The organism is Ectopseudomonas oleovorans (genome assembly GCF_003052605.1).
GTDB classification, from domain to species: domain Bacteria; phylum Pseudomonadota; class Gammaproteobacteria; order Pseudomonadales; family Pseudomonadaceae; genus Aquipseudomonas; species Aquipseudomonas oleovorans_A.
This window is the reverse complement of the sequence record NZ_QASO01000124.1, coordinates 14076-32862: the sequence shown is the minus strand read 5'-3', so window position 1 is coordinate 32862 and position 18787 is coordinate 14076. Positions and strand designations below refer to the sequence as shown.

Here is an 18787-nt window from a genome sequence, read left to right as displayed (position 1 = left end):
CCTCCTTGTTCAGTGCAGGCGGGCCAGGACCAGGCAGTTGTCCAGCATGCGGTTGGAGAAGCCCCACTCGTTGTCATACCAGGCCATGACCTTGAGCAGCTTGCCGCTGACCTTGGTGTGGTTGGCGTCGAAGATCGATGACAACGGGTTGTGGTTGAAGTCGCAGGACACCAGCGGCAGAGCGTTGTAACCGAGAACCGGGGATCGCTCGCTGGCGGCCTTGAGCAGGGCATTGACTTCCTCGGCAGTGGTTTCGCGCTTGACCTGCAGAGTCAGATCGACCAGCGACACGTTGATCACCGGCACCCGCACGGCCATACCGGTAAGCTTGCCGGCCAGCTCCGGCAGTACCAGGCCGACCGCTTCGGCGGCGCCGGTTTTGGTCGGGATCATCGATTGGGTCGCCGAGCGCGCGCGGTACGGGTCGCTGTGGTACACATCGGACAGGTTCTGGTCGTTGGTGTAGGCGTGGATGGTGGTCATCAGGCCTTGCTCGATGCCCAATTCGCGTTGCAGCACCTGGGCCACCGGCGCCAGGCAGTTGGTGGTGCAGGAGGCGTTGGAGATGATCTGCATGTCCGGCGTCAGCACCTGTTCGTTGACGCCATACACCACGGTGGCGTCGGCACCCTTGGCGGGCGCGGAGATCAAGACCTTGCGCGCGCCGGCTGCAAGATGTGCGGCGGCCTTGTCGCGTTCGGTGAACAGCCCGGTGCATTCGAGCACCACATCGACCTGATGGGTTTTCCACGGCAGCTCGGCCGGGTTGCGAATGGCGCTGACGGCGATGCGGTCACCCTTGATCCACAGGCTTTCGCCGTCCACTTTAACTTCTTCAGGGAAATGGCCGTGGACGCTGTCATATTGCAACAGGTGGGCATTGATCGCGCTGTCGCCCAGATCGTTGATCGCCACGACCTGCAGGTGCTGGCGATAATTCTGGGTATAGAGTGCGCGTAGCACGTTGCGACCGATACGGCCGAAGCCATTGATGGCGATGCGTAGTGTCATGGTGAGGGTCTCGTCAACTTGTTGTTGTAATTACAAGATTATTCCAGTTTCTCTAGAAATCAAGCCCGTTTAGTGGCAGTATTTTGTTGTAAATACAAATAAGCGCTAGTCGCTAGCCTGGAGATTCCCCATGCATCCCCGCGTTGTTGAAGTGACCGAACGTCTTGTCCAGCGCAGCCGCGCCACGCGCCAGCGCTACCTGGAGATGATCCGTGCCGCCGCCAGCGAAGGCCCGCAGCGGGGCAAGCTGCAGTGCGCCAACTTCGCTCACGGCGTCGCCGGTTGCAGCGGTCATGACAAGCAGACCCTGCGCCTGATGGAGGCGGCCAACGTGGCCATCGTGTCTGCCTATAACGACATGTTGTCGGCCCATCAGCCTTACGAGACCTTTCCCGAGCAGATTAAGCAGGCGCTGCGTGAGCGGGGTTCGGTGGGGCAGTTCGCCGGTGGTGTGCCGGCCATGTGCGATGGTGTGACCCAGGGTGAGCCGGGCATGGAGATTGGGATCGCCAGTCGCGAGGTGATCGCCATGTCCACCGCCGTGGCGCTGTCGCACAACATGTTCGATGCGGCGCTGTATCTGGGCGTGTGCGACAAGATCGTGCCAGGGCTGATGATGGGCGCGCTGCGTTTCGGTCACCTGCCATCCCTGTTCGTGCCGGCAGGGCCGATGACCTCGGGGCTGTCCAACAAGGAGAAGGCCGACGTGCGTCAGCGTTACGCCGAGGGCAAGGCGACCCGCGACGAGCTGCTGGCGGCGGAAATGGCCGCTTACCACGGGCCAGGTACCTGCACCTTCTATGGCACCGCCAATACCAACCAGCTACTGATGGAGGTGATGGGCCTGCACCTGCCAGGCGCTTCCTTCATCAATCCGGGCACGCCGCTGCGTGATGCGCTGACCCGTGAAGCTGCGCAGCAGGTCACGCGCCTGACCAAGCAGAGCGGGAGTTTCATGCCCATCGGCGAGATTGTCGACGAGCGCTGCCTGGTCAACTCCATCGTTGCCCTGCACGCCACCGGCGGCTCCACCAACCATACCCTGCATATGCCGGCCATCGCCCGCGCCGCCGGCATCCTGCTGACCTGGCAGGACATGGCCGACCTGTCCGAAGTGGTGCCGACCCTCGCGCACGTCTATCCCAATGGCAAGGCCGACATCAATCACTTCCAGGCCGCAGGCGGCATGGCTTTCTTGATTCGCGAATTGCTCGAAGCCGGGTTGCTACATGAAGAGGTCAACACCGTGGCCGGCCGCGGCCTGTCGCGCTACACCTGTGAACCCTTCCTCGAGGACGGCAAGCTGGTCTGGCGTGACGGGCCGACCGAGAGCCTGGAGGAGAGCGTGCTGCGTCCCGTGGCGCGGCCGTTCTCGGCAGAAGGCGGCCTGCGCCTGATGCAGGGCAACCTTGGTCGTGGGGTGATGAAGGTGTCCGCGGTGGCGCCCGAGCATCAGGTGGTGGAGGCGCCAGCTCTGGTATTCGAGGATCAGCTGGAGTTGGTCGAAGCCTTCAAGGCCGGCAAGCTGGAGCGCGATTTTGTCGCCGTGGTGCGTTTTCAGGGGCCGCGCAGCAACGGTATGCCGGAGCTACACAAGATGACGCCATACCTGGGCGTGCTGCAGGATCGTGGTTTCAAGGTGGCGCTGGTCACCGATGGGCGCATGTCAGGCGCCTCAGGCAAGATCCCGGCAGCCATTCATGTATGCCCGGAGGCTTTCGATGGCGGGCCGCTGGCGCGGGTGCGTGACGGCGATCTGATACGCCTCGATGGTACGACAGGAGAATTGCTGCTGCAGATCGACGAGGCCGAGTTCGCCTCGCGCCAGCCGGCGGCGCGGCCTGCTCCGGCCAGTGGCTGCGGGCGCGAGTTGTTCGCCTTCATGCGCCACAACTTCAGCACGGCGGAGCAGGGCGCCAGTGCCTTTACCGAGAGCCTCGAGTCGCTGGTCTGAAGCAGGCGCCAGTAGCCCGGATGAAGTCCGGGAATCGCTGGTGCAATGGCCCCGGATTGCATCCGGGCTACTCGCCAGGCTGCGCAAGGCCTGCAAAGCCGCTCTTCGTAGGAGCCCCGCCTCGGGGCGAAGCTTCAACTAAGCGTGCCCCGCCCTGATTCGCGGCGGGGCGCCGCTCCTACTGACCTGCGTCCTGCTTTGGACCGTTTCAGATACCTTGCGGAATCTCTTCGCCGCCCAGTGCGGTGAACAGCTCCGGCAGGAATTCCACCAGGGTCATCATCATCAGGATGAAGCTGGCGTCCTGCTGAGCCAGGGCGTCATCGCCGCCGTCCTGCTCGGCCTGCTCCTGCAGCACGTCCTCGAAGCGCAGACGCTTGATGGTCAGCTTGTCGTCGAGCACGAAGGACAGCTTGTCCTGCCAGGCCAGCGACAGTTGGGTGACCTGCTTGCCGGTGGACAGGTGCAACTGGATTTCCTCGCTGGTCAGGTCCTGGCGCTTGCAGCGCACCACGCCGCCGTCCTCATGGGTGTCACGCAGCTCGCACTCGTCGAGCACGTAGAAGCCTTCGGCGGCCTTCTGCGTTTTCAGCCAGTCGGTGAGGGTGGCGGTCGGCGCGATCTTCACCGACAGCGGGCGTACCGGCAGCGAGCCGATGGCTTCACGCAGGGTTGAGAGTAGATCTTCGGCCTTCTTGGCGCTGGCGCTGTCGACCAGGATCAGGCCCTGTTTCGGCGCGATGGCGGCGAAGGTGCCGGATTTGCGGATGAAGGCGCGCGGCAGGAAGGCCTGGACGATCTCATCTTTGATCTGGTCGCGCTCTTTCTTGTAGACCTTGCGCATCTGCGTGTTTTCGATTTCGTCGACCTTCTCTTTCAGCGCGTCGCGCACCACCGAACCCGGCAGGATGCGCTCTTCCTTGCGTGCGCCGATCAGCAGGAAGTCGCCGCTGACATGCACCAGCGGAGCATCGGCGCCTTTGCCGAAGGGGGCGGTGAAACCGTAGGTGGTCAGCTCCTGGCTGGCGCAGGGACGTGCTGGCTTGCTGGCCAGTGCGGTCTCCAGTGCTTCGGCGTCGAAAGGAATGTCCTGGGTGAGGCGGTAGACCAGCAGGTTACGAAACCACATGAGCGGGTGACTCTCCATTGATGATGAAGTCGCAGGGTGGCGCCATCCTTGGGCTCTCCCGTTGGGGAAAGCCGGCGCGCAGCGACGGATGAAGGTGGCGGGCCATCAACAGGATCATGATCGCTCCGCCGGCACAGAGCGCGCATTATTCTCCGCTGGCGTGCTCAGGCCAACCCTGACAACAAGCCGCTGAGGAAATTCGCAGGTCTCGCCTAAGTTCTTGCTGCGCCGGTAAATTTTTTTGCGAAGAGGGCTTGCCAAGGCCTGGATCGCTCTCTAGAATGCGCCCACTTCGAGAGTGAAGGGTGATTAGCTCAGCCGGGAGAGCATCTGCCTTACAAGCAGAGGGTCGGCGGTTCGATCCCGTCATCACCCACCAATCTCGCAGTTACGCGCAGCGGTAGTTCAGTCGGTTAGAATACCGGCCTGTCACGCCGGGGGTCGCGGGTTCGAGTCCCGTCCGCTGCGCCATTCTTCTCCTCGCTTCATCCCCTCCTGTGACAACTCTTCGGCATCCGCTGAAATCTTCGAAAAAATCCTTTGTTCGCTTGAACTTATGCACATTGCTCGGCTCCTATGCCGTAGCCAGTGATTGCGGCGTACTGCTAAGCTCGCGCTTTCACTCGACGGCCTTCGGGCGCATCTACAAGGAACAAGCATGAAACAGCATCGTTTGGCGGCAGCGGTTGCCCTGGTGGGCCTGGTGCTTGCCGGTTGCGATTCGCAAACCAGCGAAGTCGAACTCAAGAGCCCGGCGCAGAAAGCCTCCTACGGCATTGGCCTGAACATGGGCCGTAGTCTGTCCGAGGAAGGCATGGATGACCTGGATTCCAAGGCCGTCGCTCAGGGTATCGAGGACGCGCTGGCGAAGAAGGAGCCGCGCATCAAGGACGAAGACATGATCGAGGCTTTCTCCTTCCTGCAGAACCGTGCTGAAGAGCGCATGACTGAGCTGAACAAGGAAGCCGCTGAAGCCGGCAAGAAATTCCTTGAAGAGAACGGTAAGCGCGAAGGCGTGGTCACCACCGCTTCTGGCCTGCAGTACGAAGTGATCAAGAAAACCGACGGTGCCCAGCCGAAGGAAAGCGACGTAGTGACCGTTCACTACGAAGGCAAACTGACCGACGGCAGCGTGTTCGACAGCTCCGTCGCTCGCGGCAGCCCCATCGATCTGCCGGTTAGCGGCGTGATCCCGGGTTGGGTCGAAGGCCTGCAACTGATGCACGTCGGTGAGAAGTACAAGCTGTACATCCCCAGCGAGCTGGCTTACGGCGAGCAGAGCCCATCCCCAGCCATTCCGGCCAACTCGGTACTGGTGTTCGATCTGGAACTGATCGGCATCAAGGATCAGGCAGCCGAGCCGACCGAGCAGTAACACTCGGTACTGGTGTACAACGCCCCGTCTTGACGGGGCGTTGTCGTTTCTGGGGGCGCTCAGCCGCTACGAGGCGCCCTGAGTGTTACGCTTATGCACATCATGCAAAGGGTCCTAACAAGCTCGTGAAAAACTTGCAAGCCTCTTGTTCGAAATATGCAACTTGTTGATTTTATTGAATTTTATATGCTGTATAAAAAATATCCGATCTAACCCAAGGCCCCATGCCACGGGGCTTTGGTAGGCTTGTCGAAAGTCTTTGCACAGAGTTATCCACAGGTTCTGTGGGTAAGCGAGGCAAGCCCAGAAAACGCCTGGCTTGCCGAGGAGAGCGAATGAAAACACCCTGGAAATTGCTCCGCTACCTGCCGCAGGCTGCTCGTTTTCTGCGTGAAGGTCGGCTGCCGGAGCTGTTGCATGCGCTGCGTGACAAGCGTACCCCTCAAGGGCAGCGCTTCGCTGTATTCAGGGATGACCTGCAACTGCTTCGCGCCCTTAGCCTGGCCTGGTTCAAGGGCGAGTACCGGCAGATCAGCCGGCAGGCGTTGTTGACCATCGTGGCGGCGTTGCTCTATGTCATCGCGCCGCTCGATGCCATTCCCGACTGGCTGGTTGGCCTTGGCTTCATCGACGATCTGGCTGTGCTGGCCTGGGTCATGCGCACCTGGCATGGCGAGCTGGAGGCCTTCAGGGCTTGGCGCGAGGCACAGAGCCCCGAGCGCCTGGCCCTGATCGAGCAGTTGCCTGTGGAGTAAGGGGTGGAAGCGCAACGCAACTGATGCCAGCGCTTCTGCGAATCGTCTATCAAGCAGGCAGGATGGCGCACGCAGCACCAGCCTGGCGCTGATATCTTGGTCGCAGGTTTGCGCCTCAGTCGTCGGGCGCCTGTTAAGATGGCCGTTTGCAAGGAAGGGGTCGAGGTCGTCGGCCCTGCTTTCCAACGGAGAGATTCATGACTGTGCAAATCATTGCCCGTGATGGCGAGCCAGAGTACGCGGTGTTGCCCTGGGCCGATTATCAGGCTCTGTTGCGCGCTGCCGGGCGCGAACCGGTGGTCGCGCAAGCCAGCGCTGCTGAGCCAGTGGCAGAGCAGCAGCGGCCCGGACTCGATCAGTTGCGCAGGCTGCGTGAGGCCAAGGGCCTGACGGCAGAGAGCCTGGCGCGCAGCGTCGGCATCAGCCCACATTATCTGGCGATGATCGAGAGCGGCGAACGCCAGCCCGATGCCGCGATCATGCGTTCGCTGGCGTGGCAACTGGGGTTGGAGGGCTGGTCTTGAGCGTGCGTATCAGCCGCCAACATTGGCAGGCCTTGTTGACCGAGCTGGACGACGCGCGCCGTCAGCGCCACCTGCTCACCTACCGGGCGTTGATCGAGCGGCTCGACCTGCCAACACCAGCCATGCAAACCCTCACCGCTGCTCTGGAGCATTTGGCCGCACTAGATGCGCGTGCCGAGCGTCCGCTGCGCAGCGCACTGGTCATCAGCCAGGGCGCCAGTCGCCTGCCGCGTACGGGATTCTTCGACTGCGTGACCCATCTCGGGCGCTTTAGCGGGGCTTGCGATGGCGTGGCAGCGGCATCCTGGCATGCCTCGGAGGTCGCTCGCGTGTTCGAGTTCGACTATCCCGCCGATGTCTAGGTGGCTCTGGATGTTGCGCGCACGTCTTGGCTACTGGCTGGCACGGCGTCTTTTCCACTGGCCTGCGGCATTGCGTCAGCCGCGTCTGTGGCAGTGGATGCAGGGGCAGTACGGACGTATGGCCAACCTGGGGGATGTGCCGGCGCAGAGTTTCTATGGCCATATTCTGCTGTTTCGCGGCCAGGGGCTTGGCGCGCGTGAGGAGGGGCTGAGGCTGTTGCGCCTGGCGGCCAATGGCGGCGACGGCAAGGCTGCTTATCAGTTGGGTGTGCAGGCGCTGCAGGCTGATACTCGTCAGGCGGCGGATGCCATGCAGGCCGTGCGTTGGTGGGAGATGGCGCTGGCGGCTGGCCATCCGCTGGCCGCTCGTCGCCTCAGCCAGCTATATCGTGAGGGCGCGCCCGGCCTGGAGGCTGATGCGCAGGCTGCCGAACGCTATGCCGGCATGGCCGATTCAGGCCGCTGAGCCTGCGAGGATATGTAGGCTGTAACCGGGCACGGCCTTGGCCTGACGCTTGGCTTCGGAAGCCATTTCGGCCAGGCGTGAGGCATCGAGCTGCGCGCAATCTTCAGCTTTCACATGCACCACGCCGATCGACAGTGACAACAGCGCATATTCCTGGCGCTGGCCGTGGCGGTTGTGGGCAATGAAGCAGCCGGCCTGAAGATGCTCATCGCGGTAAAAGCGTCGGCACTGATTCTGGAAATCCTCGATCAGTTTGCCGAGCTTTTCGCGCCAGTCTGGTGAGCCGAGCACCAGCATGAAGTCGTCACCGCCGATATGCCCGACGAAGTCGCGGGCCGGATCGACCCGGTCGTTCAGGCATTGCGCCAGGCACAGCAGCACCTCGTCGCCCTTGGCATAGCCGTAGAGGTCGTTGAAGGGTTTGAAGCTGTCGAGATCCACGTAGCACACCGCAGCTTCGCGTTGCTGCTGCAGCAGGCGGCCAAGGCACTGCTGGATAGGTACGTTACCCGGCAGTAGCGTAAGCGGATTGGCGTGTCGGGCCTGCTGCAGCTTCTGTTCGGTGATCAGCTTGAGCACGTCGATGACCCGGCCCAGGCCCAGGTAGCGGCCGTTCTGGATGATGATGAAGTCTTCCTCGATGCGCTGGCGCGCGCGGCTGGTGAGCAGGCGACTGACCTTCTGCAGGGACTGCGTCAGTTCCACGGCGAGAAAGTCCTGGCTCATCAGGCGACTGATGGGTTTGCGCGCGAACAGATCGGTGGCGAAGGGCTTGAGCAGCGCTTCGGACAGCGAGTGACGGTGGACGATACCGACCGGTTGGCGCTGCGTGTTCAGTACGGCCAGGGAGTTGAGGTTGGCCTGGGCGCGAAATACATCCAGCACTTCAGCGATGGCCGTGTGCTGATCGACCGCGAGTTGGTCGTTGAGCAAGGCACTGAGGTCATGGCTGTCTTCGCTGAGACTGGCCTGGTTGCTCTGCATCTGGGGCAGCAACTGGCGTGCCTCGCGCGGGGGCTTCTCCTGCGGTCTGCTGAGGAGGTAGCCCTGCACCAGGTCGACGCCCATTTCGGTCAGCACGGCCAGCTCCTCGGGCAGTTCGATACCTTCGGCTATTACTTGCGCGCGTGACGCTTCGGCCATTTTCAGGATGGAGCCGACGAACTCCCGCTTCACCGCGTCCAGGTGGATACCGTCGATGAAATGACGGTCGATCTTCACGTAATCCGGGCGCAGCTCCGACCATAGGCGCAGGCTGGAGTAGCCGGCACCCAGATCATCCAGGGCGATGGAAAAGCCCATGGCGCGATAGTGGTGCAGCGCGTTGTCGAGCAGGGCGAAGTCTTCGGTGGGCGATTGTTCGGTGAGCTCGATCACCACCTGGCTGGGCGGGATGCCGAAGGTTTGCAGCAGCTTCAGGGTGCGTCCGGGCTGGTGGCTGGGGTCGAGCAGCGACTCCGGCGAGACGTTGAGAAACAGCTTGCCTTCCAGGCCCAGATCACTGAAGCCTTTGCAGGCGCTTTTGCGGCAGGCCATTTCCAGCTCGCTCAGTCGACCTGCATGGCGGGCCACGGCGAACAGCGTCAATGGCGAATGCAGCGGACTGTTGGAGGGACCGCGGGTCAGGGCCTCGTAGCCGAGAATGCGCTGTTCGGACAGCGAGACGATAGGCTGAAACATGCTGCTGAGGTCGCCGTGAGCGAGGATATTGCCCAGTGCGCTCAACTGCTCGGTGACGGTCATGCTGTTCTCGATCTGGCGGAAACGAAAGGGCCGGTGTTTAACCGGCCCTTTATTTCACGACAGTTCGATGACGATTTGATGACGCTGCTTGAAGCGCCTCAATGCAGCGCCAGCGAGGGGTTCAGGCCCAGGTAGTCGAGCAGGATGCGTCCGCTCTCTGCCAGGTAGGCATCGTCTTCCGGTGTGCTCTTTTCATCGGCGACTGGCAGTGCCTCTTCGTCTTCCTTGGTCAGTTCCTTGAGTGGCTCTTCGCCCTTGGCCCGGCGGCGGTTGTTTTCCAGTGCCAGTTGCTTGGCTTCGACTTCGGCCTGACGTGCACGACGGGTCTGCTCGTTGAGGCTGACGGTGGTTTCGGCCATCAGCTTCTTGGCCAGGGTCAGGCGCTCACGGGTGAAGACGAAGTCCGGATCCTGGGCGGTGCGCTGCTCATGACGGGCCTTGAGCTCGCTCAGGAACGGTTTGATCGGGTCAAGCTCGGGGGTGATCGCCGGGCGGATGCTGTCCCAGGGCAGGGCAGCGGGCAGTGCGCTTTCGCCGATGTCCTTGGTGTCCATGACATCCGGGTAGGTGATGTCCGGGGTCACGCCCTGGTGCTGGGTGCTCTGCCCGGACACGCGATAGAACTTGGCCAGGGTCAGTTTCAGCTCGCCGTGATTGAGCGGCTGGATAGTTTGCACCGTGCCCTTGCCGAAGGTCTGGCCGCCGAGAATCAGTGCGCGGTGATAATCCTGCATGGCGCCGGCGAAAATTTCCGAGGCCGAGGCGGACAGGCGGTTGACCAGCACGGCCAGTGGGCCGCTGTAGTAAACGCCCTTGTTCTCGTCGGCGAGTACGTCGACACGGCCGTCGGCGTTGCGCACCAGTACAGTGGGGCCCTGTTCGATGAACAGGCTGATCAGTTCGGTGGCTTCCTGCAGCGAGCCACCGCCGTTGTTGCGCAGGTCGATGACCACGCCGTCGACCTTCTCGGCCTGCAGCTCGTCGAGCAGGCGTTTGACGTCACGGGTGGTGCTCTTGTAGTTCGGGTCGCCAGCGCGGAAGGCCTTGAAGTCGAGGTAGAAGGCCGGCAGTTCGATGACGCCGAGCTTGTAATCACGCCCCTCGTGCTTGAGCTCCAGAACCTTCTTCTTGGCAGCTTGCTCTTCCAGCTTGACTGCTTCGCGGGTGATGGTGACCACCTTGCTGGTCTGGTCGCTGGGCGGATTGCTGGCCGGAATCACTTCCAGGCGCACGGTGGAACCTTTCGGGCCGCGAATCAGCTTGACCACTTCGTCCAGGCGCCAGCCGATCACGTCGACCATTTCATCATTGCCCTGGGCGACGCCGACGATCTTGTCGGCCGGTGCGATCTGCTTGCTCTTTTCAGCTGGGCCGGCAGGCACCAGGCGCACCACCTTGACATGCTCGTTGTCGCTTTGCAGGACGGCGCCGATGCCTTCGAGCGACAGGCTCATGTTGATGTCGAAGTTTTCCGCATTATCCGGTGACAGATAAGTGGTGTGCGGGTCGTAGGTGGTGGCGAAGGCGTTGATGTAGGTCTGGAACACGTCCTCGCCACGGGTCTGCTTGAGGCGCGCCAACTGGTTCTTGTAGCGCTTGGTCAGCAGTTCCTGGATGTCCTTGGTTTCCTTGCCGGCGATCTTCAGCCGCAGCACTTCGTCTTTGACACGCTTGCGCCACAGTTCATCGAGTTCAGCGCGGTCTTTGGCCCAGGGCGCTTTCTCGCGATCGACCTGCAGCTCTTCATCGATGCTGAAATCGATCTTGTCGACGCCCTTGCCCAGTTCCGCCAACGCATAGTTCAGGCGCTCTTCCGTGCGGGTCAGGTGGCGGCGAAAGATGGTGAAGCCGGGTTCGAGGTCGCCGCTTTTCAGCAGATCATCGAAGCGGGTGCGCCACTGGTTGAATTCGGCGATGTCAGCGGCAGTGAAATAGCTGCGCGATGGATCGAGCAACTTCAGGTAGTTGTCATAGATCTGAATCGAGCGTTCGTCGTTCAGCGGCGGCTTGTTGTAGTGATGGCGGCGCAGCAGCTCCACTACGTTGAGGCTGGCGATCACCTGCTCGCGATCCGGCTGCAGATAGTCCCAACTGGTCGCTGCGGTGGTCTTGGCCGCCAGCGGCAGGGCACTGAAGCCGAGTACGAGGGCGAGGGCGGTGCTTGCAAGAGATCGCTTCATGCTGATTCGACGTAGTGGCAGTTGATAACGCATATTAGGCCGTATTTGAGGGCGCCAGGTTCCGTTGGCGCTAGGCGAAAGCCCGGCGGTCGGCGCTGGGCTCGGTTCACTTGCACTATGGAGGCAGCATGAAGGCATTGCAAGGCGTTGAAGGGCGTGCAGAGTGGCTGGAACAACCGGCGCAGACCTGTGACGCGGGGCAGATTCGGGTCAAGGTGGCTGCCGCTGGGCTCAACCGGGCTGACCTGTTGCAGCGCGCCGGGCTTTATCCGCCGCCGCCTGGTGCGAGCCAGGCGCTGGGCCTGGAGTGCGCCGGGGTAGTTGTTGAAGTCGGCGCCGGCAGCACCTGGCAGGTGGGGGATCGCGTCTGCTGTCTGCTTGCCGGTGGTGGCATGGCCGAAGAGGTGGTGCTCGATGCTCGCCACGCCATGCCGGTGCCAGAAGGCTTGAGTCTGGTCGAGGCGGCTGTGGTGCCCGAGGTCTATGCCACCGCCTGGCTCAATCTGTTCCAGCTCGGAGCCCTGCGCCCCGGTGAGAAGGTCCTGCTGCATGCCGGCGCCAGCGGTGTCGGCTCGGCTGCTATCCAGCTGTGCAAGGCATTCGGCAGCCCTTGCTGGGTCAGCGTCGGCTCTGCCGAGCGGTTGGCCTACTGCGAAGCGCTCGGTGCCCAGGGCGGTGCCCTGCGCGGCGAAGACCTGCAAGCGCTGCGTGATTTCGGACCGTTCGATGTGATTCTCGATCCGGTTGGCGGGCAGTACGCGGCGCTCAACCTGGAATTGCTGGCCCGTGATGGTCGTTGGATCAATATTGGTTTGATGGGCGGACGCGAGGCCACCCTGGACCTGGCCCTGGTGCTGGGCAAGCGCGTTCAACTGATCGGCTCGACCCTGCGCAATCGCGACGACTCGTTCAAGGCCGACCTGTTGCATGATCTGCAGCAACAGGTCTGGCCGCTGTTTGCCGAGGGGCGGTTAAAGCCGCAACTCGAGCGCAGTTTTGCCCTCAAAGACAGTGAAGCGGCATTCGAGACACTCGCCGGTAATCAGGTTGCGGGTAAAATCGCGCTGCTTATCGATCCCGATCTTGTCTGAGCAGTAGCTCTAGCCCGCGCCTGGCGCGGGCTTGGTCAACGATTGGCTCATTCAATCAATATCATGGCCGTAATCAATAAGCTTTTTTTCGTTAGGTCGCTAAGATACGCCCTGTAAATTTCAAACCCTCACAGAAACCTCAGAAGGAGTCAGAGATGTCCCTCATCAACACTCAGGTACAACCGTTCAAAGTCAACGCTTTCCACGCTGGCGAGTTCATCGAAGTCACCGAGCAGTCCTTGAAGGGCAAGTGGTCCGTGCTGATCTTCATGCCGGCTGCCTTCACCTTCAACTGCCCGACCGAAATCGAAGACGCTGCCAACAACTACGCCGAGTTCCAGAAGGCCGGTGCCGAGGTCTACATCGTGACCACCGACACTCACTTCTCGCACAAGGTCTGGCACGAAACTTCGCCGGCTGTTGGCAAGGCTCAGTTCCCGCTGATCGGCGATCCGACCCATCAGCTGACCCGTGCCTTCGACGTGCACATCGACGAAGAAGGTCTGGCCCTGCGCGGCACCTTCGTGATCAACCCGGAAGGCGTGATCAAGACCGTGGAAATCCACTCCAACGAGATCGCCCGCGACGTCGGCGAGACCCTGCGCAAGCTGAAGGCCGCCCAGTACACCGCCGCTCACCCGGGTGAAGTCTGCCCGGCCAAGTGGAAGGAAGGCGAGAAGACCCTGGCTCCGTCCCTGGACCTGGTCGGCAAGATCTAAAAAACGAACATGGATTTGCAGCGTTAAGCGCTGCACTCCATCCCGTTTTCCGCCTCAAGAAGTCCTACAGGGCTTCCTCAGGTGCCCGAACGCCCGGGCGCAATCCGCCCGGGCGTTTTTATATCTGAAATTCGCTAGAGGATGACTCCCGTCATGTTGGATGCCAATCTTAAAGACCAATTGAAGGCCTACCTGGAAAGGGTGAGCCTGCCGTTCGAGATCGTTGCCTCCCTCGATGACGGCGAAAAATCGCAAGAGCTGCTCGGACTGCTCAACGACATCGTCAGCCTGACTGACAAGATCACCCTGAAGACCGACGGCAACGATGCCCGCCGTCCGTCCTTCGCCCTGAATCGTCCGGGTGAAGACACCGGCGTTGTCTTCGCCGGTATCCCCATGGGCCACGAGTTCACCTCGCTGGTGCTGGCCCTGCTGCAGGTCGGCGGCCACCCGTCCAAGCTGGACGCGGAAACCATCGAGCAGATCAAGAGCATCGAAGGCCGTTTCGAGTTCGAAACCTACTTCTCGCTGTCCTGCCAGAACTGCCCGGACGTGGTCCAGGCGCTGAACCTGATGGCCGTGCTCAACCCCAATATCCGCAACGTGTCGATCGACGGCGCGCTGTTCCAGGAAGAAGTCGAGCGCCGCCAGATAATGGCCGTACCGAGCGTCTACCTGAACGGCGAGGTGTTCGCTTCCGGCCGTATGGAAGTGAAGGAAATCCTTGCCAAGATCGACACCGGCGCTGCCAACCGCGACGCTGAGAAGATGAGCGCCAAGGATGCCTTCGATGTACTGGTAGTCGGCGGTGGACCGGCGGGTGCTTCTGCTGCGATCTACGCCGCGCGTAAAGGTATCCGTACTGCCATTGCCGCCGAGCGCTTCGGCGGTCAGGTGCTGGACACCATGGCCATCGAGAACTTTATCTCGGTCAAGGAAACCGAAGGCCCGAAACTGGTGCGTGCTCTGGAGGAACACGTCAAGGAATACGAAGTCGACGTGATGAACCTGCAGCGCGCTTCGGCTCTGGTGCCGGCCAGCAGCGAAGGCGGCCTGCACGAAGTGAAGTTCGAGAACGGCGCGACCCTCAAGGCCAAGACCGTGATCCTCTCCACTGGCGCCCGCTGGCGCGAGATGGGTGTACCTGGCGAGCAGGAATACAAGGCCAAGGGCGTGTGCTTCTGCCCGCACTGCGACGGCCCGCTGTTCAAGGGCAAGCGTGTGGCGGTGATCGGCGGCGGTAACTCCGGCGTCGAGGCAGCCATCGACCTGGCCGGCATCGTCGCCCACGTGACCCTGCTGGAGTTCGCCGACACCCTGCGTGCCGACGCCGTGCTGCAGAAGAAGCTCTATAGCTTGCCCAACGTGACCGTGATCAAGAGCGCGCAGACCACCGAGGTCAAGGGCGACGGTCAGAAGGTCAACGGCCTGGTGTACAAGGATCGCACTACCGAGGAGCTGCACACCGTCGAGCTGGAAGGCATCTTCGTGCAGATCGGTCTGCTGCCCAACAGCGACTGGCTGAAAGGCACGGTGGAACTCAACCGCTTCGGCGAGATCATCGTCGACGCCAAGGGCGCCACCAACATCCCCGGCGTGTTCGCCGCCGGTGACGTGACCACTGTGCCCTACAAGCAGATCGTGATTGCCGTAGGCGAAGGTGCCAAGGCATCGCTCTCTGCCTTCGATCACCTGATCCGTCATAGCTGATCGGTTGCGGTAGAAATGAAAAGGCCACCCTTAGGGGTGGTCTTTTCATTCGTGCGCCGTGGGAGGTGCTTTCGGCTCGGGCATCCTGCTTCCATGCAGTCGCAGCGGCGACAGCTTCGCGGCTGAAGCCGCTCCTACTGTGCGATAGGACTCAGCGCTTCAGACCACCCAAAGTCAGCGGCATCTGGCGGTTGACGTCCTTGTACAGCAGGTAGCGGAAGCGGCTCGGGCCGCCGGCGTAGCAGGCCTGCGGGCAGAAGGCGCGCAGCCACATGAAGTCGCCGGCTTCCACTTCGACCCAGTCCTGGTTCAGGCGGTACACCGCCTTGCCTTCGAGCACGTACAGGCCGTGTTCCATGACGTGGGTTTCAGCGAAGGGGATCACGCCACCCGGCTCGAAATTGACGATGTTGACGTGCATGTCATGGCGCATGTCGCTGATCTCGACGAAGCGCGTGGTGCTCCAGCGGCCTTCGGTGCCGGGCATGACGATCGGCTCGATGTCCTGCTCGTGGGTGACGAAGGCTTCCGGATACGGCACGCCTTCGACTGGTTGATAGGCCTTGCGCAGCCAGTGAAAACGCACGGCTTCGCTGCCGTTGTTGCGCAGCGACCAATCGCTTTCTGGCGGGATGAAGGCGTAGCTGCCCGGGCGCAGGGCATGCTGAGTGCCGTTCAGGCTCAGGTCACAGGTGCCTTCGACGACGAAGATCACGCCTTCGGCGGTCGGGTCCAGCTCGGGCTTGTCGCTGCCGCCGTTGGGGCCGACTTCGACGATGTACTGCGAGAAGGTTTCGGCGAAGCCGGTCAGCGGACGGGCGATGACCCACATGCGCATGTTGTCCCAGAACGGCAGGTGGCTGGTGACGATGTCACGCATCACGCCTTTGGGGATCACGGCGTAGGCTTCGGTGAACATGGCGCGGTCGGTCAGCAGCTGCTCCTGACCTGGATGACCGCCATGCGGGGCGTAGTAGTAGGGCGATTTGCTCATCGAGAGATTGCCTCGGCGGGTGAATGGCGCAGGGATGGCTCCCGGCGCGGAAAATTGACTCCCCTGCACTATAGGAATTCGCGGCTGGATTCGGAAATTAAATAGTAGAATGCCTGCCAGTGGACTTCATGATGGGTAGCGACATGCTCGATCCGGTGCTGTTACGCAGTTTTCTCGCCGTGGTGCAGACCGGTGGCTTCACCCGCGCGGCTGCCAGCCTGCATCTGACGCAGTCCACGGTCAGCCAGCAGGTACGGCGCTTGGAAGAGCAGCTCGGCGCCGAGCTGCTCGACCGCAGCGGCCGCTACGTGGTGACCACCACCGAGGGCGAGCGCCTGCTGGGGTATGCCAACCGCATCGTCGCACTGATGGACGAGGCGATGCTCGCTCTGGGGCAGAGCGCGGTGGAGGGCGAGATACGCCTCGGCGTGCCGGACGATTTCGCCGCCAGCAGCCTGACGCCTTATCTGGCCGATTTTGCCGACGCGCATCCGGGCATTCGCCTGGAGATCACCAGTGGTCTGAGTCATGACGTGTGGCGCGCGTTCAATGCCGGTGAGCTGGACCTGGCGCTGATCAAGCAGCGCGCCGGTAGCGCCAAGGGCCTGGCCAGTTGGGCCGAACCGCTGGCCTGGCTCGACAGCCGAGCGCGCCCGGTGCTGGCGCGCAACCCGGTGCCGCTGGCGGTGTTCCCGCCCAACGGCCTGTACCGCCTGGAGATGACCCACGCGCTGGATGCCATGGGCAAACCCTGGCGTATCGCCTATGTCAGCAGCAGTCTGCTCGGGGTCAGCGCCGCTGCCGAAGGCGGGCTGGGTCTGACCCTGTTGCCGCGCCGGTTGATCACTGCCGCACACCGCGAACTGGGTGAGGCCGAAGGTTTCGCCCCGGTGGCGCCGGTGGAAGTGGCCCTGCATGCGCGCAACCAGTTGCCCGGTTACGCGCGGGAGCTGGCGGCGGCGTTGATCGAGGCCTGCGAAGGGATCATGAGCCCGTAACGGGGTAGGGCGCGCTGTGCGCACCCTGAAACAGCGGGCCCTGATGGTTGACTGCACGTATCAGAGGACGCCGGTGCGCACGGCGCACTCTACGGCAGGATCAGCGCCAATTGAGAATCGGCCAGCCGGCCTGTTCGGCATGGGCGCGCAGGGTCGGGTCGGGGTTGACCGCGTAGGGCTTGTCGACCAACCGCAACAGCGGCAGGTCATTGCGCGAGTCGGAATAGAAGCTGGCGCCGGCCAGGCTTTCGCTCTGCTCGGCGAGCCAGGCATGCAGACGTGTTACCTTGCCTTCGCGGTAGGTCAGTACGCCCTGGGTACGCCCGCTGTAGAAGCCGTGCTGCAGCTCCAGGTCGATGGCTAGCACCTCATCGATGCCGAAGCGCTCGGCGATGGCGCTGACCAGGAAGTGCGCCGAGGCGGAGATCACCAGCAGGCGGTCGCCGGCGGCGCGGTGGGCGGCCAGGGTGCGGCTGGCGTCGCTGTAGAAGATCGGTTCGATCACGTCCTCGACGAAGGGCTCGACCACATGGGCGACCTCCTCGGGCGTGCGGCCGACCAGCGGCGACAGGGTAAAGGCCATGTAGTCCTCCATGGCTAGGGTGCCGGCGGCGTACTGGCGCATCAGCTCCTGCTCGTGGGCGATGAAGGATTCACCATCGGCCCATCCGAGCTTGACCATTTCCTGCGTCCAGAGGCTGGCGCAATCACCGTGGATCAGGGTTTCGTCGAGGTCGAAGATCGCCAGAGCCATCACGCCACCTCCCGGATCGCATCGGCGCCAATGGCCAGGCTGACGCTTTGGCCATCGTGGTGCAGGTCGGCAGCGGAGCGGTTGAGCACATCCACGAGCAGCTCCACGCCACGGGCCTCGACGCGGTAGCGGATGACGTTGCCGAGCAGGCTGTGACTGACAATGGTGCCCTCGATCCCCTGAGCCGCGATCTGGATGGCCTCCGGGCGAATCGCCACGCGGCTGTTCACCGGGCGCAGCAGCAAGCGGCTGGCGGCATCGGCGTCGAGCAGGTTGTAGTTGCCGATAAAACCGGCGGCGAAGGCATCGGCCGGCGCGGTGTAGAGGGTTTCGGCATCGCCGCTCTGGACGATGTTACCGCCGTTCATCAGCACGATGCGGTCGCTCAAGACCAGCGCCTCTTCCTGATCGTGGGTGACGAAAATGGTGGTCAGGCCCAGCTCGCGCTGGATGGCACGAATCTGCTCGCGCAGGTGTTTGCGGATGCGCGCATCCAGGGCCGACAGCGGCTCATCGAGCAGCAGCAGGCGCGGGCGAGTGACCAGCGAACGGGCCAGGGCCACGCGCTGGCACTGGCCGCCGGAGAGCTGCTGCGGGTAACGATTGGCGTAGTCGTTGAGCTCCACCAGCTCCAGCACCTCGGCGACACGCTTGCTGGCCTCGGCGGCTGGGACTTTCTGCATGCGCAGGCCGAAGGCGACGTTCTGCGCCACGGTCATGTTGGGGAACAGCGCGTAGCTCTGGAACACCATGCCGATGCCGCGCTTTTGCGGCGCAACGGGTACCAGGTCCTCGCCGCCCAGCAGGATCTGCCCGCCGTCGACCGCCGTCAGGCCAGCGATGCAGCGCAGCAGGGTGGACTTGCCGCAGCCGGACGGGCCGAGCAGGGTGATGAACTGGCCCTGGCCGATCTCGATATTGATGTCGGTAAAGATCCGCGTCGGGCCGTAGCTTTTGTGCAGGTTTCGGATATTCAGGTAACTCATTGCAGATCCTTGTGGGCAAGCGGGTAAGGGATCGCC

17 protein-coding genes and 2 tRNA genes are annotated in these 18787 nt (G+C 62.5%); 12 read left to right on the top strand and 7 right to left on the bottom strand.

The window, feature by feature from the left end; all coding sequences use genetic code 11:
- Window positions 1–9: 9 nt before the first annotated feature.
- Window positions 10–1011 carry a type I glyceraldehyde-3-phosphate dehydrogenase gene (gap, locus tag DBO86_RS21600; protein WP_108234793.1) on the bottom strand — a complete coding sequence of 334 codons (1002 nt, stop codon included), beginning with the start codon at window positions 1009–1011 and terminating at the stop codon, window positions 10–12.
- Window positions 1012–1141: 130 nt separating this feature from the next.
- Here gap and edd point away from each other — a divergent pair, with 130 nt between their 5' ends.
- The gene (edd, locus tag DBO86_RS21595) at window positions 1142–2965 is read left to right on the top strand and encodes a phosphogluconate dehydratase (protein ID WP_108234792.1); all 1824 of its coding nucleotides are present in this window, start codon (window positions 1142–1144) and stop codon (window positions 2963–2965) included.
- 208 nt (window positions 2966–3173) lie between these two features.
- Here edd and rdgC read toward each other — a convergent pair whose 3' ends face one another.
- Window positions 3174–4094: a recombination-associated protein RdgC gene (rdgC, locus tag DBO86_RS21590; RefSeq protein WP_024307295.1), complete on the bottom strand. Its 921-nt coding sequence runs from the start codon at window positions 4092–4094 to the stop codon at window positions 3174–3176.
- Between the two features lie 303 nt (window positions 4095–4397).
- Here rdgC and DBO86_RS21585 point away from each other — a divergent pair.
- From DBO86_RS21585 to DBO86_RS21555, 7 genes are all read left to right on the top strand, one after another.
- Window positions 4398–4473, top strand: a tRNA-Val gene (locus tag DBO86_RS21585).
- Window positions 4474–4488: 15 nt separating this feature from the next.
- A tRNA-Asp gene (locus DBO86_RS21580) sits at window positions 4489–4565 on the top strand.
- Window positions 4566–4752: 187 nt separating this feature from the next.
- Window positions 4753–5469 (top strand): BamJ family beta-barrel-assembly machinery protein, encoded by a 717-nt coding sequence (gene bamJ / locus DBO86_RS21575; RefSeq protein ID WP_108234791.1) that lies wholly within the window; start codon window positions 4753–4755, stop codon window positions 5467–5469.
- A gap of 335 nt (window positions 5470–5804) precedes the next feature.
- Window positions 5805–6224, top strand: a complete 420-nt coding sequence (locus tag DBO86_RS21570; protein ID WP_104727760.1) for a YkvA family protein — start codon at window positions 5805–5807, stop codon at window positions 6222–6224.
- Between the two features lie 197 nt (window positions 6225–6421).
- Window positions 6422–6748, top strand: coding sequence for a helix-turn-helix transcriptional regulator (locus tag DBO86_RS21565; RefSeq protein ID WP_108234790.1), 327 nt, complete (start codon window positions 6422–6424; stop codon window positions 6746–6748).
- A complete protein-coding gene (locus tag DBO86_RS21560) occupies window positions 6745–7110 on the top strand; it encodes a hypothetical protein (RefSeq protein ID WP_004423571.1) in 366 nt (121 codons plus the stop codon). The genes DBO86_RS21565 and DBO86_RS21560 overlap by 4 nt, the downstream gene beginning before the upstream one ends.
- A complete protein-coding gene (locus DBO86_RS21555; RefSeq protein WP_039964442.1) occupies window positions 7103–7576 on the top strand; it encodes an SEL1-like repeat protein in 474 nt (157 codons plus the stop codon). Before DBO86_RS21560 ends, DBO86_RS21555 begins: the two co-directional genes overlap by 8 nt.
- On the opposite strand, the gene DBO86_RS21550 is transcribed toward DBO86_RS21555, so the two are convergent.
- A complete protein-coding gene (locus DBO86_RS21550; RefSeq protein ID WP_108234789.1) occupies window positions 7565–9319 on the bottom strand; it encodes a bifunctional diguanylate cyclase/phosphodiesterase in 1755 nt (584 codons plus the stop codon). The genes DBO86_RS21555 and DBO86_RS21550 overlap by 12 nt on opposite strands.
- Window positions 9320–9417: 98 nt before the next feature.
- Window positions 9418–11499, bottom strand: a complete 2082-nt coding sequence (locus tag DBO86_RS21545) for a carboxy terminal-processing peptidase (RefSeq protein WP_108234855.1) — start codon at window positions 11497–11499, stop codon at window positions 9418–9420.
- Between the two features lie 128 nt (window positions 11500–11627).
- Here DBO86_RS21545 and DBO86_RS21540 point away from each other — a divergent pair, with 128 nt between their 5' ends.
- The 3 genes from DBO86_RS21540 (at window position 11628) to ahpF (ending at window position 15019) form a co-directional block, all read left to right on the top strand.
- A complete protein-coding gene (locus DBO86_RS21540) occupies window positions 11628–12590 on the top strand; it encodes a zinc-binding dehydrogenase (protein WP_108234788.1) in 963 nt (320 codons plus the stop codon).
- A 155-nt stretch (window positions 12591–12745) separates the two neighbouring features.
- On the top strand, window positions 12746–13309 hold the full coding sequence (gene ahpC / locus DBO86_RS21535; RefSeq protein ID WP_108234787.1) for an alkyl hydroperoxide reductase subunit C: 564 nt from the start codon (window positions 12746–12748) through the stop codon (window positions 13307–13309).
- A gap of 153 nt (window positions 13310–13462) precedes the next feature.
- A complete protein-coding gene (ahpF, locus tag DBO86_RS21530) occupies window positions 13463–15019 on the top strand; it encodes an alkyl hydroperoxide reductase subunit F (protein ID WP_108234786.1) in 1557 nt (518 codons plus the stop codon).
- A 151-nt stretch (window positions 15020–15170) separates the two neighbouring features.
- Here the strand turns inward: ahpF and DBO86_RS21525 are convergent, their stop codons facing one another.
- Entirely contained in the window at window positions 15171–16013 is an 843-nt protein-coding gene (locus DBO86_RS21525; protein ID WP_013714491.1) for a bifunctional allantoicase/(S)-ureidoglycine aminohydrolase, read from the bottom strand.
- Between the two features lie 143 nt (window positions 16014–16156).
- Between DBO86_RS21525 and DBO86_RS21520 the strand changes: the two genes are divergently transcribed.
- Window positions 16157–17011 (top strand): LysR substrate-binding domain-containing protein, encoded by an 855-nt coding sequence (locus tag DBO86_RS21520; RefSeq protein ID WP_108234854.1) that lies wholly within the window; start codon window positions 16157–16159, stop codon window positions 17009–17011.
- A gap of 100 nt (window positions 17012–17111) precedes the next feature.
- On the opposite strand, the gene DBO86_RS21515 is transcribed toward DBO86_RS21520, so the two are convergent.
- Together DBO86_RS21515 and DBO86_RS21510 are read right to left on the bottom strand one after the other, a co-directional pair.
- Window positions 17112–17765, bottom strand: coding sequence for an HAD family hydrolase (locus tag DBO86_RS21515; RefSeq protein WP_108234785.1), 654 nt, complete (start codon window positions 17763–17765; stop codon window positions 17112–17114).
- Window positions 17765–18751 carry an ABC transporter ATP-binding protein gene (locus DBO86_RS21510; RefSeq protein ID WP_108234784.1) on the bottom strand — a complete coding sequence of 329 codons (987 nt, stop codon included), beginning with the start codon at window positions 18749–18751 and terminating at the stop codon, window positions 17765–17767. The genes DBO86_RS21515 and DBO86_RS21510 overlap by 1 nt, the downstream gene beginning before the upstream one ends.
- Window positions 18752–18787 lie beyond the last annotated feature (36 nt).

Excerpts from the sequence above, each read along its gene's own strand:
- DBO86_RS21525 (WP_013714491.1), bottom strand. The coding sequence starts at position 16,013 with ATGAGCAAATCGCCCTACTACTACGCCCCGCATGGCGGTCATCCAGGT.
- ahpF (WP_108234786.1), top strand. The coding sequence starts at position 13,463 with ATGTTGGATGCCAATCTTAAAGACCAATTGAAGGCCTACCTGGAAAGG.
- gap (WP_108234793.1), bottom strand. The coding sequence starts at position 1,011 with ATGACACTACGCATCGCCATCAATGGCTTCGGCCGTATCGGTCGCAAC.
- DBO86_RS21570 (WP_104727760.1), top strand. The coding sequence starts at position 5,805 with ATGAAAACACCCTGGAAATTGCTCCGCTACCTGCCGCAGGCTGCTCGT.
- DBO86_RS21510 (WP_108234784.1), bottom strand. The coding sequence starts at position 18,751 with ATGAGTTACCTGAATATCCGAAACCTGCACAAAAGCTACGGCCCGACG.
- bamJ (WP_108234791.1), top strand. The coding sequence starts at position 4,753 with ATGAAACAGCATCGTTTGGCGGCAGCGGTTGCCCTGGTGGGCCTGGTG.
- DBO86_RS21550 (WP_108234789.1), bottom strand. The coding sequence starts at position 9,319 with ATGACCGTCACCGAGCAGTTGAGCGCACTGGGCAATATCCTCGCTCAC.
- DBO86_RS21520 (WP_108234854.1), top strand. The coding sequence starts at position 16,157 with ATGCTCGATCCGGTGCTGTTACGCAGTTTTCTCGCCGTGGTGCAGACC.
- edd (WP_108234792.1), top strand. The coding sequence starts at position 1,142 with ATGCATCCCCGCGTTGTTGAAGTGACCGAACGTCTTGTCCAGCGCAGC.
- DBO86_RS21565 (WP_108234790.1), top strand. The coding sequence starts at position 6,422 with ATGACTGTGCAAATCATTGCCCGTGATGGCGAGCCAGAGTACGCGGTG.
- rdgC (WP_024307295.1), bottom strand. The coding sequence starts at position 4,094 with ATGTGGTTTCGTAACCTGCTGGTCTACCGCCTCACCCAGGACATTCCT.
- DBO86_RS21545 (WP_108234855.1), bottom strand. The coding sequence starts at position 11,499 with ATGAAGCGATCTCTTGCAAGCACCGCCCTCGCCCTCGTACTCGGCTTC.
- DBO86_RS21540 (WP_108234788.1), top strand. The coding sequence starts at position 11,628 with ATGAAGGCATTGCAAGGCGTTGAAGGGCGTGCAGAGTGGCTGGAACAA.
- DBO86_RS21555 (WP_039964442.1), top strand. The coding sequence starts at position 7,103 with ATGTCTAGGTGGCTCTGGATGTTGCGCGCACGTCTTGGCTACTGGCTG.
- DBO86_RS21515 (WP_108234785.1), bottom strand. The coding sequence starts at position 17,765 with ATGGCTCTGGCGATCTTCGACCTCGACGAAACCCTGATCCACGGTGAT.
- ahpC (WP_108234787.1), top strand. The coding sequence starts at position 12,746 with ATGTCCCTCATCAACACTCAGGTACAACCGTTCAAAGTCAACGCTTTC.